We start from the raw sequence: 23,433 nt of genomic DNA, 5'->3' as shown, positions 1-23,433 counted from the left end.
ACCTTCGCGACGGATAGGGCAATGGCATATCTTATGGTACCATTCTTTTTTTCGCGCTGCGGATGAGCGCCGACAGCCTCGCGCTTGCCGAGGGACTCAGGGAATTTTACCTGAAGGCCCATCGCCTGCTCGATCAGGCGATGAAGCGCGAGGGCATCTCCTTCGCGCGTCTCAAGCTGCTGCTGTTCATCCATCGCAGCGGCTCGGTGCGCGCCACCGATATCGCCGATTTCTTCGGCCATGCGCCACGCACGGTGACGGAGGCGGTGGACGGGCTGGAGCGCGAAGGGCTGGTTGCCCGCGTGCCCGACCCCAATGACCGCCGCGCCAAGAATATCCGCATCACCGAAGCCGGCAACGCCATCATCCTGCAGGCCGAGCCGGTGCGTGATTACTGGATGAAGCGCGTGTTCAGCGCGCTTGAGCCTGCCGAATATGCGCTGATGCTCGACATTTTCGACCGGCTGCGCGCCCATATGGAAATGATCGCCTCCGACCTGCCGGAGCCCGAGGATGTGGCTGGCTGCTCGCCCGGCTTCCTCGGTGATCCCGCGCGGCGCTAGGGGGCGGGTTCCGCGCCCGGCTGGCCGGGGCAGCGGCTCAGCGTGTCTTTCAGTCGATCGATCAGCCAGCGGCCGGCCGGCCCCGGCGGCGCATCGCTGCGATGTACCGCCAGCATCGGCATCATGAACCCGTCAGGCCAGCCATCTTCCAGCTCGAGCTCGACCAGCCGCCCGGCGGCGAGATCGGATGCGACCATCGGATAGGGCATGCTGCCCCAGCCGAGACCGGCGCGCAGGAAGGAATGCTTGGCACCAAGATCGGCCAGCCGCCATGTGCGCCGCGACAGCACGCCGAACTCCTGCCCCTTCGACAGGTCCGAACGGTCGGTCAGCACCAGCTGCACATGGTCCGCCAGCGCGGCGCGGGGCACCGGCGCTGCGAGGTGGGCGAGCGGATGGCCCGGTGCGGCAACCATCGTCAAACGCACCGACAGCAGTCGTTCCTGCGCCATGTCGGCCGGCACCAGCGGCAGCGAGCCCATCACCGCGAAGGCGCACCGCCGGTCGATCACCGGCTGCAACACCGCGCCCAGTGCCTCGACATGGACGCGCAACGGCGTGTCCGGGAACCGCGTCTGGAAATCGCCGACGGCGTGGGTGAACAGCTCTATCGGCAGCATCACGTCGATCGCGACCGACAGCTCGGGCTCCAGCCCGCGGGCGAGATCGCGGGCACGCGCCTTGAAATGATCCATCCGCCCTGCCACCGCCCGCGCCTCGGGCAGCAACGCGGCACCGGCCTCGGTCAGCGCCGGGTAACGGGCGGTGCGATCGAACAGCCTGACGCCGAGCTGCCCTTCGAGCTGGCCGAGCGTCTGGCTGACCACGGATTGCGCCCGTCCCAGCCTGCGGCCGGCCGCGGAGAAGCTCCCCTCGTCCACCGCGGCGATGAAGGTGCGAAGCTGATCCAGGGAAACGCCGTCGAGCATATATCGGAAATCCAGACGCTACCTATCGGTATATATAGGCTTCTGCGCTGCATCACCAGATCCTAACTCCGCTGGCGAGCAAAGCTTTCAGCGAAAGGGATCATGCGATGAACCTCCTCCATGTCGACTCCAGCATTCTCGGCCCGGGCTCGGTGAGCCGCCAGATCTCCGCGGCGATCGTCGCGGCCGAGCAGGCGCTGCACCCCGGCCTGACGGTCGTCCGCCGCGATCTTGCGGCCGAGCCGGTCGGCCACCTCTCCGGCCTCCACCTCGCCGCCGCGCAGGGCGCGGTTCCGGAAACGGACGCGCTGCGCGACGATGTCGCCGCCGGCCAGGCGGCGCTCGAGGAATTCCTCGCCGCAGACATCGTCGTGGTCGGGGCGCCGATGTATAATTTCGGCATCCCCAGCCAGCTCAAGGCGTGGATCGACCGCCTTGCGGTTGCCGGCCGCACCTTCCGCTATGGCGCCAACGGCCCCGAGGGGCTGGCTGGCGGCAAGACGGTGATCATCGCCTCGTCGCGCGGCGGCTTCTACGGCGCCGAGACGCAGGCCGCCTTTCTCGATCATCAGGAGACCTACCTGCGCGGGGTGTTCGGCTTCTTCGGCATCACCGACATCCGCTTCATCCGCGCCGAGGGCGTGGCAATGGGCGACGAGCAGCGCCAGCAGGCCCTCGACAACGCCAATGCCGAGGTCCGCGCGCTGGCGGCCTGATCAATCGGTGCGGGCGGGCTCGCCCGCGTAGAGCGTGAACTGCGCGTTGAGCCCGCCGACCGACGATTGCCCGACCCACAGATCGAACACCCCGGGCTCGGCGATGGCCTTGTTGCCCGAGCCGATAAAGGTGAGGTCGGTCCGCGACAGGCGGAAGCGGACAGTGGCGCTCTCTCCCGACGCCAGCGTCACCCGCTGCACGCCCTTCAGTTCGCGGATCGGCCGGGTGCGGCTGGCCACGCGGTCGCGCACATAGAGCTGCACCGTCTCGCTACAGGTGCGCTGGCCGGCGTTGCGGATGCGCGCGCGGATCTCGATCATCCCATCCCAGCGCAGCGCGGTGTCGCTCAGCCTGAGGTCGTCGAGCACGAAGCGCGTGTAGGTCAGCCCGTGGCCAAAGGGATAGCGGGCACTGTTATCGGTGGTGCGGAAGCGGGCGCGATACTCGGTGGCGCCACCGGGGTCGGCGGGCCGGCCGGTCGATTTGCGGTCGTAGAAGAACGGCTCCTGCCCCGATTCCCACGGAAAGCTGACCGGCAGCTTCGCCGACGGCGGTACGCGCCCGAACACCACATCGGCGATGGCATTGCCCGCCTCGCTGCCGAGGAACCAGGTGGCGAGGATCGCCGATGCCTTGCCGAGCGATCCGCCCAGCGCCAGCGCCCGGCCGTGGCGGAGCAGCACGACCACCGGCTTGCCCGCCGCGATCACCGCCTCGGCCAGCGCCTGCTGGGCGGGCGGCAGGTCGATTTCGGTGCGGGACTGTGCCTCGCCGGACATCGCCTGCGATTCGCCGATGGCGAGCAGCACCACGTCCGCCGCCCTTGCCACCGCCACCGCCGCGGCGATGCCGCCGTCGATCGGAGACTCGACGTCGCAACCGCGCGCGATCGTCAGGCGGGCAGCGTCGTCGAGCGCCGCCCGCAGGCCGCTCGCCACATCCACGCCCTTGCCGGGATCGCCATAGAAGGCCCAGGGGCCGTAGAGATTGTCGCGATCCTCGGCGAACGGCCCGATCAGGGCGATGTGCTGGCGGCCCTCGCGCGGCAGCGGCAGGATGCCGTCATTCTGGAGCAGCACGATCGAGCGCACCGCCGCCTCCCGCGCCAGCGCGCGCCGTCCCGGCGTGCCGATGCGCGATTCCGCCGCCGGATCGAGCGAGCGCCAGGGATTGTCGAACAGGCCCAGCGCCGTCTTCACATAGAGGATACGGCGCACCGCGACGTCGACCGTGCCCATCGGCACCGCGCCCGCCTTGACCAGCGCCGGCAGATAGCGGGTGTAGAGGCCGCTCTGCATGCTCATGTCGACGCCCGCCAGAACGGCGAGGCGCGCCGCGTCGCGATCGTCGGCGGCATAGCCATGGGCGACCAGTTCCTCATCGGCGGTATAGTCCGAAAAGACGAAGCCGCGAAAACCCATCTCGTCCCGGAGGACGCCGGTCAGCAGGTCGCGATCGGCCGTCGCCGGCACGCCGTTGATCTCGTTGAATGCAGCCATGACGCTGAGCGCGCCGGCCTCGAACGCCGCCTGAAAGGGTGGCAGGTGCGTCTCGCGCAGCGTTTCGTCGGAAATGTCGACGCTGCCATATTCGAGGCCCGCCGCCACCGCGCCATAGGCCGCGAAATGCTTGACGCAGGCGGCGAGGCTGTCGTCGCGGCGCAGGTCTCGCCCCTGGAAGCCGCGCACGCGCGCGGCGGCGAAGCGGCTGCCGAGCCACACATCCTCGCCGGCGCTTTCCACCACCCGGCCCCAGCGCTGATCGCGGGCCACGTCGACCATTGGCGCGAAGGTGAGGTGGAGGCCGGCGGCGGTCGCCTCCTCGGCGGCGGCGCGCGCGGTGCGCTCGGCAAGGGTCGGGTCGAAGCTGGCGGCCTCGGCCAGCGGCACCGGGAAGATCGTCTTGAGGCCGTGGATGACGTCGCCGGCGAACAGCAACGGAATGCCGAGCCGGCTCTGCTTGACCGCGATGTCCTGCGCCCGCCGCGCACCGGCCACGCCGATGCCGTTGAACAGGCAACCGACGCGCCCGGCACGGATCTCGGCGGCGAGGCGGCGCTCGTCCTGGATGCCGACCTGCGGGTTGGGCGGGTTGAACGGGCGGAAGCTGTCGGCAAGGCATGTCATCTGCCCGGCCTTCTCCTCGATCGTCATCCTGGCGATGAGGGCGTCGACCCGCTCCACCTCGCCTGCCGCCAGCGCGCGCGCCGGGCGCAAGGCCGCGAAGGCGGCAAAAGCGGAGGCGAGGAGTTCGCGGCGATCAATCGGCATAGGGCGAGGGCTTAGCGGCGAAAGGATGAACCTGGGCCGACGGGAACGGCGCTCAAAAACCGAAATCGCTCAGCGCCGGATGATCGTCCGGACGGCGGCCGAGCGGCCAGTGGAAACGGCGATCGGCCTCCGCGATCGGCGCATCGTTGATGCAGGCGAGGCGGCGGCGCATCAGCCCGTCGGCGTCGAACTCCCAATTCTCGTTGCCGTAGGACCGATACCAGTTGCCGCTATCGTCGTGCCATTCATAAGCGAAACGCACGGCGATGCGATGCTCGGCGAAGGTCCACAGCTCCTTGATCAGGCGATAATCCAGTTCGCGATGCCATTTGCGGGCGAGGAAGGCCCGGATTTCGGCGCGGCCGGAGATGAATTCGGCACGGTTGCGCCATTGGCTGTCAACCGTATAGGCCAGCGACACCCGCTCCGGATCGCGGCTGTTCCAGCCATCCTCGGCCAGCCGCACCTTCTCGATGGCGCTCTCGCGGGTGAACGAGGGAAGCGGGGGGCGCTGGCTCATTTCGATCCTCCCTTCGCCTGCCGGCTGCGCATGATCAGGAAGGCGCCGCCAAACAGGATGGTGATGACGAGGCTGGAATAGAATTGGCTGGCGAGATCGGGCGTCAGCGCCATCGCGACGAGCACCGCGATCATCGCCGCCACCGTCGCATAGCTTGCCCACGGGAACAGCCACATGCGGATCTGCAACCGCTCCGGCGCCTCGCGCTCGATCTGCCGGCGCAGGCGGATCTGGGCCAGTGCCAGCATCAGATAGATGATCAGCATCAGCGCGCCGGAAGCGTTGACGAGGAAGCTGAACACCAGCGTCGGCGACAGCACCGATGCCGCCAGCGCCGCATAGCTGAACAGGCTGGCGACGAGGATCGCGCGCGCCGGCACCTGCCGCCGGTTGACGGCGACCAGCCCGCGCGGCGCCTCCCCGCGCGCGGCCAGCGCGAACAGCACCCGCGAGGTGACGTAGAGACCGGAATTGAGGCAGGACAGCACCGCCACCAGCACCACCGCCGTCATCGCCGTCGCGGCGCCGGGAATGTCGAGCCGGGTCAGCGCGGTGGCAAAGGGCGAGACGCCAGGCTGGATCGTGTTCCACGGCACGATGGTCACGATCAGCAGGATCGAGAGCACGTAGAAGATGAGGATGCGCAGCGCCACCGTGCTCGTCATCCGCGCCACCGTTCTGCCCGGCTCGGCCGATTCCGCCGCCGCGATGGTGGCGATCTCGGCCCCGGTCAGCGCGAAGATGACGCTGGTGATACCGGCAAGCACGGCGCGAAATCCGAATGGCATGAAGCCGCCATGCGCCGTCAGATTGGCGAAGCCCCCGCTGCCCGCGCCACTGCCAAGCCCCAGCACATAGCTGCCGGTGAGCAGGATGAAGACGAGGATCGCCGCGACCTTGATCGAGGAGAACCAGAATTCGAACTCGCCATAGGAGCGCGTCGACATCAGGTTGACCGCGGTCAGCACCGCCATCAGGGCCACCCCGATCAGCCATACCGGCAGGCCGGTCCAGCCCTGGATGATGACGGCGCCGGCGATCGCCTCGATCGCCACCACCACCACCCAGAAATACCAGTAGAGCCAGCCCGACAGGAAACCCGCCCAGCGGCCAAGGCCGGCACGGGCGAAGTCGGGGAAGGATTGCGTGCCGGGGATCGCCACCGCCATCTCGCTCAGCATGCGCATGACGAGCAGCACCACCAGCCCGGCCAGCGCATAGCTCACCACCACCGCCGGCCCGACGGTGGCGATCGAGGCGCTCGAGCCGACGAACAGGCCGGCGCCGATGATGCCCCCGATCGCGATCATCGCGACGTGGCGCGATTTCAGCGAGCGGCCGAGATCGTGCGGCGGCTCGCCGGGATAGAGCTCGGCGCCGGTCTGGGGCAGGCCTTCGGGGTAGGTGCTCGACATGGCCGCTCCTGGCAGGGCGTGTGGAACGACAGGCTGGCGCATCCCTGGCCCCGCGGTCAACCGGCGAGCACGGCGCCGGCCCGCCGCAGCACCGCGACCGGGGAGGCGTCGAGGTATCTGCGCATAACGCCGCGATAGTGCGGGGTCGCCCCCTCGCCCGCCCGCCCGATCCAGACCAGCGCCTCGTCCAGCCGCCCGGCTTCGGCGAGCAATCGGGCATGATTGAAGGCGCCACGAAAGTCGCCGCGCTCGGCCGCCTGCCGGTAGCACAGGGCCGCCCCCGCCATGTCGCGCGGCACGACACGCCCCTCCTCCAGGAATGTGCCGACAAAGTTGATCGACTTGGCATGACCGAGCGCTGCTGCTCGCCTGAACCAGTCGAGCGCCGTCGCCTCGTCCTTCGCGACCCCGGCCCCGAGGCCGAGCGCGCTGCCATAATTATACATGCCCCAGTCGAGCCCGGCCTCTGCCGCCGCCTTGTACCAATGGGCGGCGGCAACGCGGTCCTCGGCGACGCCCCAGCCCTTCTCATAGCAACGGCCGACCATGTTCATGCCCATGCGGTGGCCGGACCGCGCAGCCTTGCGGAACCAGTCCAGCGCGGCGCGGGCATCCTGGCGGACGCCGCGGCCGTCGAGCAGCAGCTGGCCATAGGCCGCCTGCGCCTCGGCGAGGCCGGCCTCGGCACCGGCGCGCAGCAGGGCGGCGGCCCGTTCCGGCGTGCCGGCGAGCACGGCCTTCATCTCCTCGGCCGGGAGGGCGAGCGGGTCGGGTTGATGTTCGGCCATGTTGTTGCGAGCCGTTATCAGCAGCGCGCGGGCTTGGCCAGCCTCGGGCGAGGTCGGCAAAGTCGATGATATCGTGCACGGCGCGCTGCTCCGGAACGAGCTGTCCGGGCCGATTTCGGCGGGCTGGCGGGCGCGATCCTATGGGCAAGGGAAAATTGGCCCGGCGCGGCGGGAGGGCGGATCGGCCTCGATCGGCTACGGGAGGGTAGGCTGGGTGACGAGGTATCTTGGGGGCAGGCCAGACCCGCGTGACGGTGACGGCGACCGCCCCCGTGGACCTGAGCCCGGTTACGGCCCGTGCCGTGCCCTCGCCTTCACTTCTGCACGATCGCGCCGGTGGTGCGGCCGAGGAGCTTGAAGGCGTAGAGCATCACGCGGGTGCGCGCCGTCGCGGACGGGACCGGCGTCTCGGGCAGGCCGAGGGGGCCGAGCTGGCGGGCGGCTGCGTCGTCGCCGTCATTGGGGTGGGTGGCGATCCAGTAGAGAATCTTCGGCAGGTCCTCGCGGGGGATGTCGGCGCGGAGCCGCTCATAGACCAGCCAGGGGAGAAAACGCTCCAGCCCCTCCATCTGCAGCGCGTCCGGCACGGCGGCGACGAACAGCAGGTTGCGCGCGCGCTGCACCGGATCCGCGGCTTTACCCGGCGTCCAGTTGGCGAGGGCGGCGCGGACCTCGGCGACCTGATCGGCAACGACCGGGTCGGGTAGTTCGTTCAAGGTCGCAAAGGGCGCGATGATGCCCTGATCATTGGGCAGGCGGAGGAAGTCGACATTGGCGATGTCGGCCGGCGTCACCGCCTGCCACGAAGCAGGTGCGGCCGGGGCCGCGGCGGCGGGCGGGGCTGACGGGCGGGCCTCCCCGGTGGCCGCCGGGGCGGCGGCCGGGGCGGCGGGCGCGGGCGCGGGCGCGGGCACGACCGGAGCAACAGGCCGCACATATTCGCGACCGGTGCTGACCTCCTCAGGCACGGGCGGCGGCGCGACGACGCGGCCGCGCCACTCCGCCACCAGGCCGACCGCCACCCACATGGCGAGCGCTAGCATCAGCCAGCCCTTGCGCGTCCGGCCGCGCTTGCCGGCGTCCCAGCGAAACATCAGCGCCGCCGCGATCCCCGCCGAGAGGCCGATGAGCAGCAGCGCCGCCAGCGCGAAGCCCGTTCCCGCCAGCCCCCGCCCGGTGGCGGCGGCCTGGATCGCCTCCACCGCATAGCGGCCGGGAAAGAAGGCGGAGAGGTGCTGCGCCCAGTCGGGCAGGCTGGCGAGCCGCACCGCGACGCCGCCGATCATCAGCATCGGCAGGAAGATGCATTGCCCCAGCGCCTGTACCGCCGGCACGCCGTCGGCGAGCTGGGCGATGACCAGCCCGAGGCCCATGAAGGCGATCGCGGCGCAGGTGAAGGCGATGAGCAGGCCAGCCGGCGCGGCCGGCATCGGCATGCCGATCGCCAGCGCGAGCGCCAGCTGGATCAGCGCGGCGCTGAGCAACAGCAGGTAACGGGTGACCAGCGTCGAGGCGAGGAACGCCCAGCCGGGCAGCGGCGTCAGCCGATAGCGGCGCCAGACGCCGCGCTCACGCTCGCTGACCATCGTCGTCGGCAGGCCGAAACAGGCGCCGCCAAGCACCGTGACGGTGAGCAGCTCGCCGAGATGAAGCGCGATCGGCACCCGGTCGGCGCGATAGATCGCCCAGAAGGCGACGAGGAAGATCAGCGGAAACAGATAGCCGTAGATCATCGCCATCGGGTTGCGCAGATTGAGGCGCAGGCTGAGGCCGATATGGTGGAGGATGGCGCGGACCACGGCCTCAGCCTCGCGGATCGCGGCCGGTGAGCTGGACCAGCACGTCCTCCAGCGTCGCCCGGCCAGCGCGCATCGCGGCGATGGCCAGCCCCTCGCCGTCGAGCAGCGCGATGATCCCGGCCAGCGCGCGGTTGAGATCGCCGGTGGTGAAGCGCAGCTCCGCCCCCTCCCCGGCCAGATCGTGGATGTGCGGCAGCGCCGCGGGCCAGCCGCAGGCCGGCGCGGCGCTCGCCTGCAACCAGACGCGGATCGCGGCGCTTGGCTCGGCGATCAGCGCCGCCGGCGTTCCCTCGGCGACGATGCGGCCGCGATCGAGGATGAGGATGCGGTCGCAAAGCTGCTCGGCCTCGGCCATGTCATGGGTGGTGACGAGGATCGCGCGGCCTTCGTCGCGCATCGCGCGGACATGATCATGGACTTCGCGGCGGATATGCGGATCGAGGCCGGTGGTCGGCTCGTCGAGCAGGACCAGCTGCGGGGCGCCCACGAACGCCAGCGCCAGCGCGAGGCGCTGGCGCTGGCCGCCGGACAGGGTGGCAAAGGCGGCGTCGGCCTTCTCGTCGAGTCCGAAGCGGGCGAGGAGCGGCGCCGGGTCGGCGGCCGTGCCGTGCAGCCGGGCGAACAGCGTGATGGCCTCGCGCGGGGTGATCTTGTCCTGCAGGCCGGTGGACTGGAGGACGACGCCGAGCTTCTGCCGCGCCGCGCCAGGCCGCGCGCGGGCATCGATGCCGCAGATCGTGATCACGCCTTCATCGGGCTCGATCAACCCGGCGATCGATTCGATCACTGTCGTCTTGCCCGCGCCATTGGGGCCGAGCAGGCCGACAATCTCCCCCGCGTCGACGGCAAAGCCGATATCCGCGGCCGCCTGCACCGCGCCGTGGCGCCTGGCGAGGTGGGTCACTGTGAGGCTTGCGTTCATCATTGGATCATGCCGGGACCGGGGCCGCAGCACATCCCCTTCTTTGCAACAGCCAGTGCCGCACCACGCTCCGTTCGCTCTGAGTGGCTGACCTCGTCGAAGCCTCGTAGCGAAGGGTCAGCCCGCGCCGGCCCTTCGCTACGGCATTTCCGAAGCTCGATGCCTGGCTCATGCCGAACGGAGCGTGGTGGATAGCGGAACGTCCTACCGGTTGCTGCTCGCCTTCAGCTCCTCGTCGGTCCAGGGCGTATTGCGGGAGGCGTACATCGCCTTCCATTCCTCGACCTCGGCCGGCGACACCGGCGGCGCGGTGTTGCCCCAGCTGCCGCGGATGAAGGTGAGGATCGAGGCCAGCTCCTCGCTCGACATGGTGGCGCCGGCGGGCGGCATCAGGCCGATCGAGCCCTCCTTGCCATGGGTGAGGATGCGCACCACCGCGCTCGACGAGCGGGCGTTGACGTAGGGCGAGCCGGCGAGCTTGGCGCCGACATGCTCGGCGCCCTGACCCTGATCCATGTGACAGCCCGAGCACATCTGCTCGTAGATGGTCTTGCCGGCCTGGAACATCACCTCCTGCTGCGGGGTGCGGGCGGTCGCCTGGACCACCGGCTTGCCCGGCCAGCCGACCAGCGCGACGATCTGCTTGGCGGCTTCGGCGGCCTCGCCGCTGCCCTTGGAAAGGGTGGTGATCGCGGTCGGCTCGGCAGAGAGATCGACAGCGGCGCTGGTCGGGCGGCGCGGGCCGCCAAAGCCGCCGCCGCCGGCGCGGCCGCCGGCGACCTGCGCGGTCTGGGCGCCGCTGGCGCCGCTCAGGCCGAGGCTGACACCCTTGAGGATCGCCAGCCGCACCGCCTCGGGCTGGCGGGCGTCGGTGCCGAGCGCGAGCAGCTCCTGAGTGGTGGTGGCGTCGCGGCGCTTGCCGGTGGCACCGGCGAGCACGGTGACGGCGTCGATATTGGGCCGGGGATGCTTGACCAGCTGCTCCAACACCATCGCCTCCTGGCCGCGAAGGCCGCTGACGGCGATGTCGACGACGATCTTGTCGGTGCCGTATTTGTCGAGCATCGCCATGATCGGCGCGACGCGGGCGTCGCCGGGCAGCTCGCCGAAAGTGGCGGTGAGCTGGCGGCGGACAAACCAGTTGGGATCGTCCATCTTCTTCATCAGCGCCGCGCGGAGCGGGCTGCCGGCATCGGCCAGCCAATGCTCCGACAGGCGCACGGCGGCGGCGCGGATATCGGGCGACTGATCGTCGAGCGCCTTCAGCACGATCTGGGGGTCGCTGGCGCCGAGACCATCCAGCGTCCACATCGCCTGCAGGCGGGTGCGCGGGTCGGGGGCGCTTGTCGCCAGCTTCTTGAGATCGGGCACCACCGACTTGTCGGCGCGCTGGACGAGAAGCTGCTGCGCGGTGTCGCGCCACCAGCCATTGGGGTGGGACAGATGGGCGACGAGCTGCTTCGGCGTCTCGTTCAGCATGTTGGGCTGCTTGTCGAAGGTCATGCCGTCGCGCACGACGCGATAGATGCGGCCCATGTGGATGCCCTCCCACAGCTTGTGCTTGAGCACATAGCTGCGGAGGTAATCGGTCTGCAGCGGGCCGTCCTGCGAGACGCCGCGATACATGTCGACGATGTAGAAGGTGCCGTCCCAGCCCGGGGTCAGCGATACCGGGCGGAAACGCTCGTCAGTGGAGGCGAGGAACTCGCCCTTCTTGTAGAAATCCTCGGCGGAAAGGGTGCCGGTGCCGTCGTCCTGGCGCTTGAGCAGGTGGACGATGTTGGTCGGCCCGTCGACGACGAAGGCGTTGCCGTGGATCTCCCTGGGCAGCTTGTCGGCGCGATAGATCATCGGCGACGACACGCCCTGATAATAGGAGGCCGAGCCGTCCTCGCGGGTCACTTCCTTGCGATAGCCGCGGTTGACGCCGAGCGTCGGGTGGGCCGGCCAGATCTGCGTCTTTTCCTGATCGACCAGCGACTCATAAAGGCCGGAGGTGCGCACCAGGTTGGGATTGCGCACATAATAGTGCGACGCGACATAATCGACGAACAGCGGATCGGTGTTGACGTTGCGGTAGATGCGGCCGCCATCATCCTGGGTCACGCCCCACTGGCCGCGGCTCAGCGTCGGCGTGGTGGTGAACTTGCCGTCCTTGAAGGCGACGTTCCAGGTGTGCTCGGCGACGGTGATCGAATTGTCCATGCCCCAGTAGAGGCCGTTGGCGCCATGCTCGACGACGCCCTGCGTGGCGAAGGTGTCGGCGATCAGCTCCTTGCTGTCAGCCTTCAGATCGCCATTGGTGTCGCACATCTTCCACAGCTTGGGCGGCTCGCCGATCAGCGCGCAATTCTTGTCGAGGATCTTGAACGCGCGCGGCATGATCAGCTTGTCGGCGAAGACGGTGCGCTTGTCGTAGACGCCGTCGTGATTGGTATCCTCGAGGACGACCAGCGTGTTGATCGGCTCGAAGCTGTTGTCGATCTTCTCGTTGACGGCGAAGCCGGGCATCTCGAGCACCCAGAGGCGGCCATTGCCGTCGAACTCGGAGAGGATCGGATCGCGGATCAGCGGCTCGGCAGCGACCAGCTCGACATGCCAGCCGGGCGGCATCGTGAAGGTCTTGAGCTCATCGGCGGGCGACAGGGCGGGCGGCGCGTCGACCTGCTTGGCGAAAGGCGCCGGCCACGGCAGATTCGACGCGGATTTGAGCGGCCCCCCGCCCTTCGTCGTCTGGCCATGCACCATCAGCGGGGCCAACACGGAAGCAAGTGCCAGTCCAGCTATCACCTTGACGCCAAAGCGCATTTTACCGTCCCTCTCCAGAATACCGATCCTGTGGTTCACCCCGGCATCGGCGGGCCGCCGCCCCTTGCGGCCCGTGGCACCATTAGGAGGTCCACTGTATACAGGACCTCCCCCTAGCGCGTCAGCTTCGCCGCGTCATCGGAAATTTTCGGGCGCCCGAGCAGAGGGTTCGCGCCATTCGGCGCAGGCACGGCGCCTGTCGCGGACTGTCTACTATCAGAGCTTGCGCGTCGCGTAGACATGCACCTGATAGGGGAATGTGACGCGGTTCTTGCCGCGCAGCTCGGGTGTTTCAGCGATCAGCACGCGCACCCGCGAGGCGAAGCGATCGCGTGCCGCCTCGGGCAGCGCCGCGATGAAGCTGGTGGAGAGCGTGCGATCGACGATGACGCGCTCGGGCGGCCCTTCATGGCCATTGGCGAATTGCGCCGCCTCGAGCGGTCCGAAGCCGTCCGCCGGGAAGGCGTTGCGCCACAGACCGGTGGTATATTGCGGCGTATCGCCCTGGAACGGCGCCATGATCGCCTCCAGCTCGGCCACCCAGTCGACGCTCTCGTCACGAACGTTCCAGACAAGCGCCAGCACCCCGCCCGGCTTGAGCACGCGGCGAATCTCGGCGAGCGCGGTCGCCGTCGCGAACCAGTGGAAGGATTGCGCGCACAGCACCGCGTCCGCAGCGCCGTCCGCGACCGGGATGGCTTCGGCGGTGCCGTCGCGCGCGTCGATCTCCGGATAGGCGCGGGCGAGCTGCTCGCGCATCTCCGTTACCGGTTCGATGGCGATCACCCCGGCACCAAGGGCGCGGATATGGGCGGTGGACTTCCCCGTCCCCGCCCCCAGCTCGACGACCAGCTTGCCCGGGCCGATGCCCGCCACGTCGCGCAGCCAGTCATCGACGGCCGGCGGATAATCCGGCCGGCCGCGCGCATAGACGTCGGCAGCCGATGAAAAGCCCTCCTGGGCGGTCTGGTGCAGTGCCCCCGGCTCGGTCATCGGCGCTTCGCCCGATCAGCAGAAAGGACGGAAATCGCCATCTTCGGTCACTCCGGTGAACATTGGCCGGGACTATATCGCCCGTGCTCGGCCGGCGCCATCCGGACTCCCGGCTCCGCCCGTCCCGACCGTGCATTTCGCCGGAGGCACCTGCCGCAGGACAGCCGGATCACGCCAGCGGTGAGTTCTGGCGTGGGCGGGCGGGCGGACCCGCCGGCCCGGCCCTATGCCTCGTACACCGTCCTGCCGCCGGTGACGGTGCGGACGATCTTCACGTCCTTGATCTTGTCCGGCGCGATGGTGTGGATGTCGTCGGCGAGCATCACGAAATCGGCGAGCTTGCCGGGGGTGATCGAGCCCTTGATGTCCTCCTCCTGCGAGGCATAGGCGCCGTTCAGCGTGTTGATGCGCAGCGCCTCGGCCACCGTCACGCGCTGGTTGGCGCCCCACGTCTCGCCGTTCCAGCCGGTGCGCGTCACCATGCCCTGGATGCCCATCAGCGGCGCGAACGGTCCCGGGCTGAAATCCGATCCCGCGCACACCGGAATGCCCGCGTCGAGGAAGCTGCGGAACGGCATGCAGTTCTTCATCCGCTCGGCGCCGTAGAAGTGGAACTTGTCGGAATTATAATATGCGTAGGTGGTGAAGGCCGCCGGCACCACGCCTGAGGCCTTGATCCGCCGCAGCAGATCGTCGTTGATCATCGTGCAATGGGTGATCTTCGGCCGCGCAGCTGGAGCCGGCATCATCGCCAGCACCCGCTCATAGGCTTTCAGCACCATGTCGATGGCGACATCGCCATTGGCGTGGCAATTCATGCGGATGCCGGCGCGGTGGACCTTCTCGGCCCAGGCGTTGAGCACGTCCTGCCCTTCGGTGACATTGCCCTTGTAGGGCGGGCTGATGCCCTCGTAAGGCGTGCTCATCGCCATCGTCCGCTCCGAGAAGGAGCCGTCGACGGTGTGTTCGGAAGTGGCGCCGAGCTTGATCCATTCGTCGCCGAAGCCGGTGCGGATGCCGTTGGCGATCATCGCGTCGAGCATCGCGCCGCTGGTCTCGAAGCTGACCCGGTGAAGCAGGTCGCCATTGGCGCGGACCTGCTGGAGCGCGAAGAAGTCGCCGCCCTGATGATGCACCCCGGTGAGGCCGTAGCGGACGAACGCCTTGGAAATATGCGCGAGGCCGTTGCGGCTGCGCTCGGCGCGCTGGGCAGGCGTGTAGCTCGGCCGCGTGCCGACCTTCTCGAACACCGCGCGGGCGCGATCGGTGACGCGGCCGCTCAGCTTGCCGTCCGGCCCCTTGTCGAAAGTGCCGCCGGGGGGATTGGGCGTCGCCTCGGTAAGGCCGGCAAGTTCCAGAGCGCGGCTGTTGTAATAGGAGGTGTGGCCGCCGCGATGGCGCACGACGACGGGGTGCTGGGTGGAGACCTTGTCGAGGTCGTAGCGGTTGAGCTCGCGGCCGTCCTTGACCTTGGTATCGTCGAAGAAGAAGCCTTCGACCCAGGTTCCCGGCGCGGTTTCGCCGGCCTTCTTCCTGAGCTTGTCGACGATGCTCTGGATGGTGACGAACTCGACCTCGAACGGATTGCCGACCAGCACCTCGTAGACGAGCACCTCGCCGGTGGCGTGGTTGTGGCAATCGATGAAGCCGGGCACGATCGTCATCTGCTTGGCGTCGATCTGCTGGGTGCGCGGGCCGACCAGCGCGCGGGCCAGCTCGTTGCTGCCCACCGCCACGAAACGGCCGTTGCGCACCGCGAAAGCCTGGGCGCGGGCCATATGATCGTCGACGGTGTAGACCTTGGCGTTGAAGACCACCAGATCGGCGTCCCCGCCCTCCGCGGCGAGGGCGGCGTCCAGCCAAGGCGTGCCGACCAGCCCCGCCATGCCGGCCCCGGCGAGACCGATGAATCCTCTGCGGCTGTGCTGTCGCGTCATGTTCAGAGCCCCCTTGTCCCCGACCCCGCCTGTTTTTGCGTCGCTGCGCTGCGGCGTCGGCATCATTGATCACGCGAGTCGGGAGTCGTCAAGGGTGGCGGGAAGCGGGCCGGAGCGCCTATGGAGGACCAACCCGCGACGTGAAAAAGGAGCGCCATGACCAGCCCTTCCCCCTCCCCGGATCTGGCGGACCTGCTGGCGCGGCGGCGATCGGCGGCGCCGGATGCGCTCGCCGCCCCGGGGCCGGACGCCGCCGCGATCGCGCGGCTGATGGAGATCGCGCTGCGCGTGCCCGATCACGGCCGGCTGGCGCCGTGGCGACTGGTGCTGATCGAGGGCGAGGCGAAGGCGCGCTGGATCGAGCGGCTGATGGCGATCGCCGAGACGCGGGAGGATGCGCCCAAGGCACGGGTGTCGACCCGCAAACTCGCCGACGCGCCGCTTGTCGTGGCGGTGATTTCGGCGGCGGTGCCGGGGCACAAGGTACCGGAGTGGGAGCAATGGCTCTCCGCCGGCGCCGTCGCGATGAATCTGCTCAACGGCGCCGAGGCGCTCGGCTTCGGAGCGAACTGGCTGACCGGGTGGCATGCCTATGACGATCGCGCGACGGCGCTGATCGGCGTCGCGCCGGGTGAGCGCGTCGCCGGCGTCGTGCTGATCGGCACCGCCGCCGAGCGCGCGGCGGAGCGGGAGCGGGTGCGCCCGGATCAGGTCGTCACCCGCCTGTCGCCCTGACATCACCATCCGACCGGAATCACCAGGGTCATGCCCCCTGTCCAATTGTGCGCCTTGACGAAGCGCGGGGGGTCGACCGATTGTCCGGGCTTGGGCCGGAATTGGGGGGAATATGCGGGTAATCAGTTATTTCGCGACGATAATCGCCGCCGGATCGGCCCTGGCCGCGCCGGCGTTCGCCCATAATGACCGGCTGGCCCCGAACGTGCCGGGCACGCTGTCATGGGACACGCTGGAGGAGACCGAGGCGGTGGAGTGGACGGACGCCCAGGGCGCCAGCCATCTGAAGCCGAGCTTTCCGGGCGACGTCGCCGCGCTGGACGGCACCAAGGTGAAGCTGGTCGGCTTCCCGATGGCGCTGGACGAGGCCGACGCCAAGCAGCATCGCATGCTGCTGTTCGCGGCGCAGCCGGACTGTTTCTTCCACATGTCGCCGGGGCCGCAGCGCTTCGTCGAGGCGCGGCTGTCCGGGCCGGTGAGCGCGGGCAGTGAGCCGATCATGCTGAGCGGCCGCATGGAATTGGTGCGCGCAGATCGCGGCGGCGTGTTCTATCGCCTGATCGACGCGCAGCAGGTGCCGATACAGCCATGAACGACATCCTGGAAAATGGCGGCAAGCTGGATCGCATGGACGTCCGCATCCTGCGCACCCTCAGCGGCGACGGACGGATCAGCTGGCGCGACCTTGCCGAGCGCATCGGCCTGTCCCTCACCCCCACGCTGCGGCGCGTGAAACGGCTGGAGAACGACGGCTATATCGAAGGCTATACGGCGATCCTCAACGAGGAGAAGATCGCCGGCCGGATCAGCGTGTTCGTGTTCGTCACGCTGGAACGCCAGGCGGAAGCGACGATGAGCGCCTTCGAGGCGGCGGTCGAGAAGCTGCCCCATGTCGTCAGCTGCTACATGATGACAGGGCGGTCGGACTATCTGCTGCGCGTCGTGGTGCGCGATCTCGACCATTATCAGGTCGTGCTCGGCGAGCTGACCCGCATCACCGACGTGGCGCACATCCAGTCGAGCTTCGCGCTCAAGGCGGTGGTGCAGCGACCGTCCGTGCCGATCTGACGGAAACCGGGGCGGGCTGCCCCCCGTCTCCTCTCAACTTCGCGACGGAGCTGGATCGCCTCGCGGCGCCGCATCGCCAGCCCCTTCAGGAGACGCCGGCCAATGCGCATGTCCATCACCCTGCCGATCGCGATGGCGGCGGCGCTCACCCTCGCCGCACCGGCGGACGCGGCCACCCCGGTCTATCCCGACCGCGGCGTGGAAAACCCCGCAGTCTATGATTTCAACGCCGTCAGCGATGGCCCGATCTATGCCTATTTCATGGGCGCATCGGCCGGCTTCCAGATTTCGCTCGGCCTGAAAGTGAACGGCGTCGAAATCGCGCAGGGCGTGTTCCCGATCAACGGCTTGGGGCCGAATCCGGCCATCTACAGCGTTTCCGAACTGGGCATGGCGCGCGCCGGCGACACGCTGGAATTCTTCATTGACGTGGTGGGCGGCGGCGACAGCTTTCGCCTGTCCAGCGATGCGTCGCTCAATGCCGGCGGCTTCAACCATGTCTATTCCGCCGCCTATGCCTATGATCCGCTCGTCCCGGACGTGCCGGCGGGCGTGTTCGTCAGCTTCGAGGACGATCCGAACCTGGGCGACCGGGATTATAACGACCTGACCTTCGTGTTCATCAATGTGGCCACGGAGCGGCCGAGCCCCGCCGCCGTGCCGGAGCCGGCGAGCTGGGCGACGATGCTGCTCGGCTTCGGCGTCGCCGGCGCGGGGCTGCGCCGCTGCCGCATCCGGCCCGCCAGCGCTAGCGCCTGACTGCAAAAAAAGGGCCGACCTCCACGACGGAGGCCGGCCCTTCTTCCTCCCGGGCGGGCGATCAATCCTCGGCGAGCATCGCGCCGTTCTGCTTGTAGACCTTGCCGCCCTTCATCACGAACTTGACGCGCTGCAGCTCGGTGATGTCGCCGAGCGGGTCACCATCGACGGCGACGATGTCGGCATAGCGGCCCTTCTGGATCGAGCCGACATCCTGCGTCTTGCCGAGCAGGTCGGCGGCGTTGCGCGTGCCCATCATGATCGCGTCGAACGGCTTGATGCCGGCGGCGACGAGATATTCGAACTCCTTCGCATTCTCGCCATGCGGGCGATAGCCGAGCTGATCGGTGCCGAGCGCCATCTTGACGCCGGCCTTATAGGCGTTGGCGGCGTTGTGCTTCATCGTCGGCGTGACGGCGATGGCCTTTTCAGCGACGGTCGGCGGCAGCTTGTCCGGGGACTTCACCGCCATGTCGTAGATTTCCTGCGCGGCGAACAGCGTCGGGACCATGTAGGTGCCGCGCTCCTTCATCATGCGATAGGTCTCGGCGTCGGAATAGGTGCCGTGCTCGATGGAATCGACGCCGGCCTTGATCGCCGCGTCGATGCCGGGCTTGCCATGGGCGTGGCTCGCTACCTTCAGGCCGAGCGAGTGGGCGGTGGTCATGATCGCCTTCAGCTCATCGTCGCTGAGCAACTGGAGGTTAGGATCGTCGCCGACGCTGGCGACGCCGCCCGAGGAGTGAATCTTGATCACCTGGGCGCCACGCTTGCGCAGCTCGCGCACGGCGCGGATCGCCTCGTCCGGGCCGTCGATCACCGTCATCTTCCAGTCGTCCGCACGCTCCCAGCGCGGATCAATGCCGTTGGTCGGATCGGAATGGCCGCCGGTGGGGCTGATCGCCGGGCCGGAAATGGTCAGGCGCGGGCCGGGGACGAGGCCGCGATCCACCGCATCCTGCAGCGCCGCCAGCACCTCGATATTGCCGCCGACATCGCGCACCGAGGTGAAGCCGCCCTTCAGGATGGCGCGCACGTTCCACACCGACTGCATGCCCGCCTGCTCCGGCGTGCCGCGCAGCCGGTCGCGCCGGGCGCCGCCGCCGGTGACGTGATCGTGAACGTCGATGAAACCGGGGAGCACCGTCCTGGTCGAAAGGTCGATGACCTCGGCGCCCTGCGGCGTCACGAAGCCGTCCCTCACATCGGTGATGCGATCGTCATGGATGATGATGCTGACCTTGCTGCGCGGCGCATTGGATACCGCGTCGATCAGCCGGCCGGCGTGGATCACCACATCCTTGGCGAGCGCGGGCGTGGCCGCGGCCAGCATCATCGCGGTGGCACTCAACAAGCTGGTAACGATGCGCAATTCCTGTTCCCTTCTTCGTGTCGTTCGTCCGTCCGTCCGTCCGCGCTGGCTCAGTCGCGGATCACCATCCTGCCGCCGGTCTTCAGCACCTCGCCGCCCTTCATCACGAAATCGACCTTCTGGAGCAGCTTGATATCGGTGAGCGGATCGCCGCTGACCGCAACGATATCGGCGAAGCGGCCGGCCTGGATCGAGCCGATATCCTCGGGCGCGCCGATCAGCTCGGCGGCGTTGCGGGTGCCGGCGAAGATCGCGTCGATCGGGGTCAGGCCGGCCCTGACGAGCAGCGCGAACTCCTCCGCCTTGTTGCGGCCGGAGAGCCCGGTGAGATCGGTGCCGAGGGCGATCTTGACGCCGGCGCGATAGGCGCGTCCGGCATTGCCGATCATTGTCGGGGTGACGGCGATGGCCTTCTCGGCGACGGTGGGCGGCAGCCGGTCCGGGGTCTTCACCGCCGTCTGGTAGATCCAGTCGGCGACGAGCAGGGTCGGCACGAGGAAGGTGCCATGCTCCTTCATCAGCCGGTAGCTCTCGTCGTCGGCATAGGTGCCATGCTCGACGGAATCGATGCCGGCCATGATCACATGGTCGATCGCCTGCTTGCCATGGGCATGCGCCGCGACCTTCATGCCCAGCGCGTGGGCGGTATCGATCGCCGACTTCATCTCGGCGTCGGTCATCGTCATGTGATTGGGATCGTCGCCGATCGAGGCGACGCCCCCCGAGGGCATGATCTTGATCAGCATGGCGCCGCGCCGGCGATGCTCGCGCACCTTGTAGCGGGCGTCGTCCGCGCCATCGATGATCGCCGCGTCGCGCTGGGCGAAGCTGATGTCGCCGCGCATGCCGTTCTGCGCGTCGGAATGGCCACCGGTCGGCGCCAGCGCTTCCAGCGCCGTCCAGATGCGCGGGCCGATGATCGTTCCGGCCTCGATGCCGCGGATCAGCGCCGGCGCCTCGAGCGGGCCGGAGCCGACGTCGCGCACGGTGGTGAAGCCGGTCTCGATGTCGCGGCGGGCGTTGCGCACGCCGGTGAGCACGGCATCGCCGTCGGTATGGGTGAAGCGCGCCAGCGTGCTCCAGTCCTCGCTCATCGAGATATGGTCGTGCGCGTCGATGAAGCCGGGCAGCACGGTCTTCGCCGACAGGTCGATGACCTCGGCGCCCGGCGGGGTGACGAACCCGTCCTCGACGCGGACGATACGATCGTCGTGGACAAGGATCGAAACCTTGGTGCGCGGCGTAGCGCTGGCGCCGTCGATCAGCCGGCCGGCATGGATGACCACGTCCCTGGCGTCGGCCGGGGTGGCAGCCGTCATCACGGCAAGGGCGAGGCAGGAGGCGGCGAGCAGAGTCTTCATGACCGATCCTCGGACTGGAATTGGAATGGCGCGGGCGTCGCGCCGGAACTAGCGGAGGAGCTTGCCGTCGCGCTTGACGGTCTCGCCGCCCTTCATCACGAACTGGACGCGCTGGAGAACCGTGATATCGGCGAGCGGATCGCCCTTCACCGCGACGATGTCGGCGTAGCGGCCCTTCTGGATCGAGCCGATGTCCTGCGGCGTGCCGATCAGCTCGGCGGCGTTGCGGGTGGCCGCGAAGATCGCGTCCATCGGCGTCAGCCCGGCCTTGACGAGCAGCGCGAACTCCTCCGCCTTGTTGCGGCCGGAAGTCGCGCCCTGATCGGTGCCGAACGCGATCTTGACGCCGGCGCGATAGGCGCGGCCGGCATTGCCGACCATCGTCGGGGTGACGGCGATGGCCTTCTCGGCAACGGTCGGCGGCAGCCGGTCCGGGGTTTTCACCGCCGTCTGGTAGATCGCGTCGGCGACGAGCAGCGTCGGCACGAGGAAGGTGCCATGCTCCTTCATCAGCCGGTAGCTCTCATCATCGGAATAGGTGCCGTGCTCGATGGAATCGACGCCGGCGAGAATGGCGTGGTCGATGGCCTGCTTGCCATGGGCGTGGGCGGCGACCTTCAGGCCGAGCGCGTGGGCGGTGTCGATCGCCGCCTTCATCTCGGCGTCGGTCATCGTCATGTGGTTGGGATCGTCGCCGATCGAGCCGACGCCCCCGGACGGCATGATCTTGATCACGGTGGCGCCGTTGCGGCGATGCGCGCGCACCTTGACCACCGCGTCCTCAGGCCCATCGATGATCGCATCGTCGCGGCCCTCGACGCTGATCGCCGGGCTGAGGCCGTTGAGGCGATCGGAATGGCCGCCGGTCGGGCCCATCGCCTGCAGCGCCGTCCAGTAGCGCGGGCCGATGATCTGCCCGGCCTCGATGGCGCGGATGATCGCCGGCGCGGTGAGCGGGCCGGAGCCGAGGTCGCGGACGGTCGTGAAGCCCTCCTCGATCTCCTTGCGGGCGTTGGCGACGGCGGCGATCACCGCGTCGCCCTCGCTCTGCACGAAACGGTTGAGCGGGCGGCGGTCGCCGCTCGACGAGATATGGTCGTGGCACTCGATGAAGCCGGGAAGCACCGTCGCGCCCGACAGGTCGATCAGCTCGACGCCGCGGCCCGGCCGCACGAAGCCGTCGCGCACCTCGGCGATGCGATCGTCATGGATAAGGATCGACACTTTCGAGCGCGGCGTGGCGCTCGCCCCGTCGATCAGCGTACCGGCATGGATCAGCACATCCTTGGCAGCGGCCGGCGCCGGCGCCATCATCGCAGCGAGAGCGCCCAGCGCGACACCCAGAGAAATGGCCTTGGCGGCCCGGTTGCGGATCATGCGTCTCACCCCTGTTCGATCGTGACGACCTCGCCCCACCCCGCGCGAGCGGAGTTGGAGGAATCCCTGGAAATAGATGCGGAAAGCCGGTGCGGATGCCCCCGTGGCGCGCTTCTGTTCTTCGGATAGGGCTGACGTTAACTCCTGAGACCCGTTTGGCAATACCAAATTCGGCCCGCCTCGCCCGGCTATCCGTATGATCCACATCGGATTAGCCGAAGGGCGTGGTATCTTTGCGCTAAGAATCGGGCGGGCGCCCGGCATCGCTTCCCCAGCCCCGCCGACGGCGCTAAGCCGCGCGCCATGAACGACCCGATGACGATCCGCCGCCTGTACGGCCGGCGGCAGAACCATGCGTTGCGCGCCGGCCAGTCCGATCTGGTCGAGCAGTTGTTGCCGGCCATCGCCGTCCCCGAACAAGGGCCGGTGGATGCCGTCACGCTGTTCGGCGACGATCGCCCGCTGCATTTCGAGATCGGGTTCGGCGCCGGCGAGCATCTCGGCTATCGCGCGGACCTGCTGCCCGACCATGGCTTCATCGGCTGCGAGCCGTTCCTCAACGGCGTCGTCGGCGCGCTGGCGCAGGTTCGCGACCGACATCTGCCCAATGTCCGTATTCACATGGGCGACGCGCTCGACGTATTGGAGCGTGTGCCCGACGGGGCACTACGCTTCGTCTACCTGCTCCATCCGGACCCCTGGCCGAAGGCGCGTCACGCCAAGCGCCGCATGGTCAATCCCGGTCCGATGGCGCTCATCGGCGCGAAATTGCAGCCGGGCGGCGAATTTCGCCTCGGTACGGATGATCCGGTCTATTGCCGCTGGGCGATGATGGTGATGCAAAATCAACCCGAGTTCGAATGGCTTGCCAACGAGCCCCAGGACTTCCTGGTGCGTCCGGGCGGCTGGCCCGAGACCCGTTACGAAGCCAAGGCCCGTCGCAAGGGCCATGAGGTCTGGTATTTCCGCTACCGGCGCCGCTGATCGCGGCAATTGCGCAACAGCTTGAAACATTGCGGCAACGATAAACCGTGACAGCCGTGGCTTGCGTGTTGACGCGGCCCTGGGTTGCATACAGTATTCATGTAGGGGTGAGGTCC

Annotated in this window: 20 protein-coding genes; 7 read left to right on the top strand and 13 right to left on the bottom strand. The window is 68.5% G+C overall.

Annotated features, from left to right (window positions below; all coding sequences use genetic code 11):
- Window positions 1-62: 62 nt before the first annotated feature.
- On the top strand, window positions 63-563 hold the full coding sequence (locus KOF26_RS15835; RefSeq protein WP_216327304.1) for a MarR family winged helix-turn-helix transcriptional regulator: 501 nt from the start codon (window positions 63-65) through the stop codon (window positions 561-563).
- Here KOF26_RS15835 and KOF26_RS15830 read toward each other — a convergent pair.
- On the bottom strand, window positions 560-1,492 hold the full coding sequence (locus KOF26_RS15830; protein WP_216327302.1) for a LysR family transcriptional regulator: 933 nt from the start codon (window positions 1,490-1,492) through the stop codon (window positions 560-562). The two genes, KOF26_RS15835 and KOF26_RS15830, sit on opposite strands and share 4 nt — an antisense overlap.
- Before the next feature lie 107 nt (window positions 1,493-1,599).
- Here KOF26_RS15830 and KOF26_RS15825 point away from each other — a divergent pair, with 107 nt between their 5' ends.
- On the top strand, window positions 1,600-2,208 hold the full coding sequence (locus KOF26_RS15825) for an FMN-dependent NADH-azoreductase (protein ID WP_216327299.1): 609 nt from the start codon (window positions 1,600-1,602) through the stop codon (window positions 2,206-2,208).
- Here the strand turns inward: KOF26_RS15825 and KOF26_RS15820 are convergent, their stop codons facing one another.
- The 9 genes from KOF26_RS15820 to KOF26_RS15780 all read right to left on the bottom strand — a co-directional run bounded on the left by KOF26_RS15820 (window position 2,209) and on the right by KOF26_RS15780 (window position 15,661).
- Window positions 2,209-4,479 carry a glycoside hydrolase family 3 N-terminal domain-containing protein gene (locus KOF26_RS15820; RefSeq protein WP_216327296.1) on the bottom strand — a complete coding sequence of 757 codons (2,271 nt, stop codon included), beginning with the start codon at window positions 4,477-4,479 and terminating at the stop codon, window positions 2,209-2,211.
- Between the two features lie 52 nt (window positions 4,480-4,531).
- Complete coding sequence (locus KOF26_RS15815; protein WP_216327295.1) at window positions 4,532-4,999, bottom strand: nuclear transport factor 2 family protein; 468 nt, start codon at window positions 4,997-4,999, stop codon at window positions 4,532-4,534.
- Complete coding sequence (locus KOF26_RS15810) at window positions 4,996-6,414, bottom strand: amino acid permease (protein ID WP_216327293.1); 1,419 nt, start codon at window positions 6,412-6,414, stop codon at window positions 4,996-4,998. The genes KOF26_RS15815 and KOF26_RS15810 overlap by 4 nt, the downstream gene beginning before the upstream one ends.
- Window positions 6,415-6,470: 56 nt before the next feature.
- On the bottom strand, window positions 6,471-7,202 hold the full coding sequence (locus KOF26_RS15805; RefSeq protein WP_216327291.1) for a tetratricopeptide repeat protein: 732 nt from the start codon (window positions 7,200-7,202) through the stop codon (window positions 6,471-6,473).
- 314 nt (window positions 7,203-7,516) lie between these two features.
- Entirely contained in the window at window positions 7,517-9,001 is a 1,485-nt protein-coding gene (locus KOF26_RS15800; RefSeq protein WP_216327289.1) for an ABC transporter permease, read from the bottom strand.
- Window positions 9,002-9,005: 4 nt separating this feature from the next.
- A complete protein-coding gene (locus tag KOF26_RS15795; RefSeq protein WP_216327286.1) occupies window positions 9,006-9,923 on the bottom strand; it encodes an ABC transporter ATP-binding protein in 918 nt (305 codons plus the stop codon).
- Window positions 9,924-10,127: 204 nt separating this feature from the next.
- Window positions 10,128-12,686 carry a DUF7133 domain-containing protein gene (locus tag KOF26_RS15790; RefSeq protein WP_216327283.1) on the bottom strand — a complete coding sequence of 853 codons (2,559 nt, stop codon included), beginning with the start codon at window positions 12,684-12,686 and terminating at the stop codon, window positions 10,128-10,130.
- Window positions 12,687-12,947: 261 nt separating this feature from the next.
- The gene (locus tag KOF26_RS15785) at window positions 12,948-13,724 is read right to left on the bottom strand and encodes a class I SAM-dependent methyltransferase (protein WP_216327281.1); all 777 of its coding nucleotides are present in this window, start codon (window positions 13,722-13,724) and stop codon (window positions 12,948-12,950) included.
- Between the two features lie 224 nt (window positions 13,725-13,948).
- Complete coding sequence (locus KOF26_RS15780) at window positions 13,949-15,661, bottom strand: amidohydrolase (protein WP_216327278.1); 1,713 nt, start codon at window positions 15,659-15,661, stop codon at window positions 13,949-13,951.
- 156 nt (window positions 15,662-15,817) lie between these two features.
- On the opposite strand from KOF26_RS15780, the gene KOF26_RS15775 reads away from it, so the two are divergent.
- The 4 genes from KOF26_RS15775 to KOF26_RS15760 all read left to right on the top strand — a co-directional run bounded on the left by KOF26_RS15775 (window position 15,818) and on the right by KOF26_RS15760 (window position 18,223).
- Window positions 15,818-16,396 (top strand): nitroreductase family protein, encoded by a 579-nt coding sequence (locus KOF26_RS15775; RefSeq protein ID WP_216327275.1) that lies wholly within the window; start codon window positions 15,818-15,820, stop codon window positions 16,394-16,396.
- A 112-nt stretch (window positions 16,397-16,508) separates the two neighbouring features.
- Window positions 16,509-16,988 carry a hypothetical protein gene (locus KOF26_RS15770; protein WP_216327274.1) on the top strand — a complete coding sequence of 160 codons (480 nt, stop codon included), beginning with the start codon at window positions 16,509-16,511 and terminating at the stop codon, window positions 16,986-16,988.
- Entirely contained in the window at window positions 16,985-17,464 is a 480-nt protein-coding gene (locus KOF26_RS15765) for an Lrp/AsnC family transcriptional regulator (RefSeq protein ID WP_253201507.1), read from the top strand. Before KOF26_RS15770 ends, KOF26_RS15765 begins: the two co-directional genes overlap by 4 nt.
- Window positions 17,465-17,572: 108 nt before the next feature.
- Complete coding sequence (locus tag KOF26_RS15760) at window positions 17,573-18,223, top strand: PEPxxWA-CTERM sorting domain-containing protein (protein WP_216327258.1); 651 nt, start codon at window positions 17,573-17,575, stop codon at window positions 18,221-18,223.
- Between the two features lie 61 nt (window positions 18,224-18,284).
- On the opposite strand, the gene KOF26_RS15755 is transcribed toward KOF26_RS15760, so the two are convergent.
- The 3 genes from KOF26_RS15755 to KOF26_RS15745 form a co-directional block, all read right to left on the bottom strand.
- Window positions 18,285-19,559, bottom strand: coding sequence for a metal-dependent hydrolase family protein (locus KOF26_RS15755; protein ID WP_216327255.1), 1,275 nt, complete (start codon window positions 19,557-19,559; stop codon window positions 18,285-18,287).
- An 86-nt stretch (window positions 19,560-19,645) separates the two neighbouring features.
- Window positions 19,646-20,956, bottom strand: coding sequence for an amidohydrolase family protein (locus KOF26_RS15750; protein WP_216327252.1), 1,311 nt, complete (start codon window positions 20,954-20,956; stop codon window positions 19,646-19,648).
- A gap of 48 nt (window positions 20,957-21,004) precedes the next feature.
- Window positions 21,005-22,333, bottom strand: a complete 1,329-nt coding sequence (locus KOF26_RS15745; RefSeq protein WP_216327249.1) for a metal-dependent hydrolase family protein — start codon at window positions 22,331-22,333, stop codon at window positions 21,005-21,007.
- 303 nt (window positions 22,334-22,636) lie between these two features.
- On the opposite strand from KOF26_RS15745, the gene trmB reads away from it, so the two are divergent.
- Complete coding sequence (gene trmB, locus KOF26_RS15740; protein WP_216327246.1) at window positions 22,637-23,317, top strand: tRNA (guanine(46)-N(7))-methyltransferase TrmB; 681 nt, start codon at window positions 22,637-22,639, stop codon at window positions 23,315-23,317.
- Window positions 23,318-23,433 lie beyond the last annotated feature (116 nt).

Source organism: Sphingomonas quercus (assembly GCF_018863195.1).
Lineage (GTDB): Bacteria > Pseudomonadota > Alphaproteobacteria > Sphingomonadales > Sphingomonadaceae > Solisphingomonas > Solisphingomonas quercus.
The sequence above is the reverse complement of the archived record's forward strand: the minus strand, read 5'-3'. Positions and strand labels throughout refer to the sequence as shown.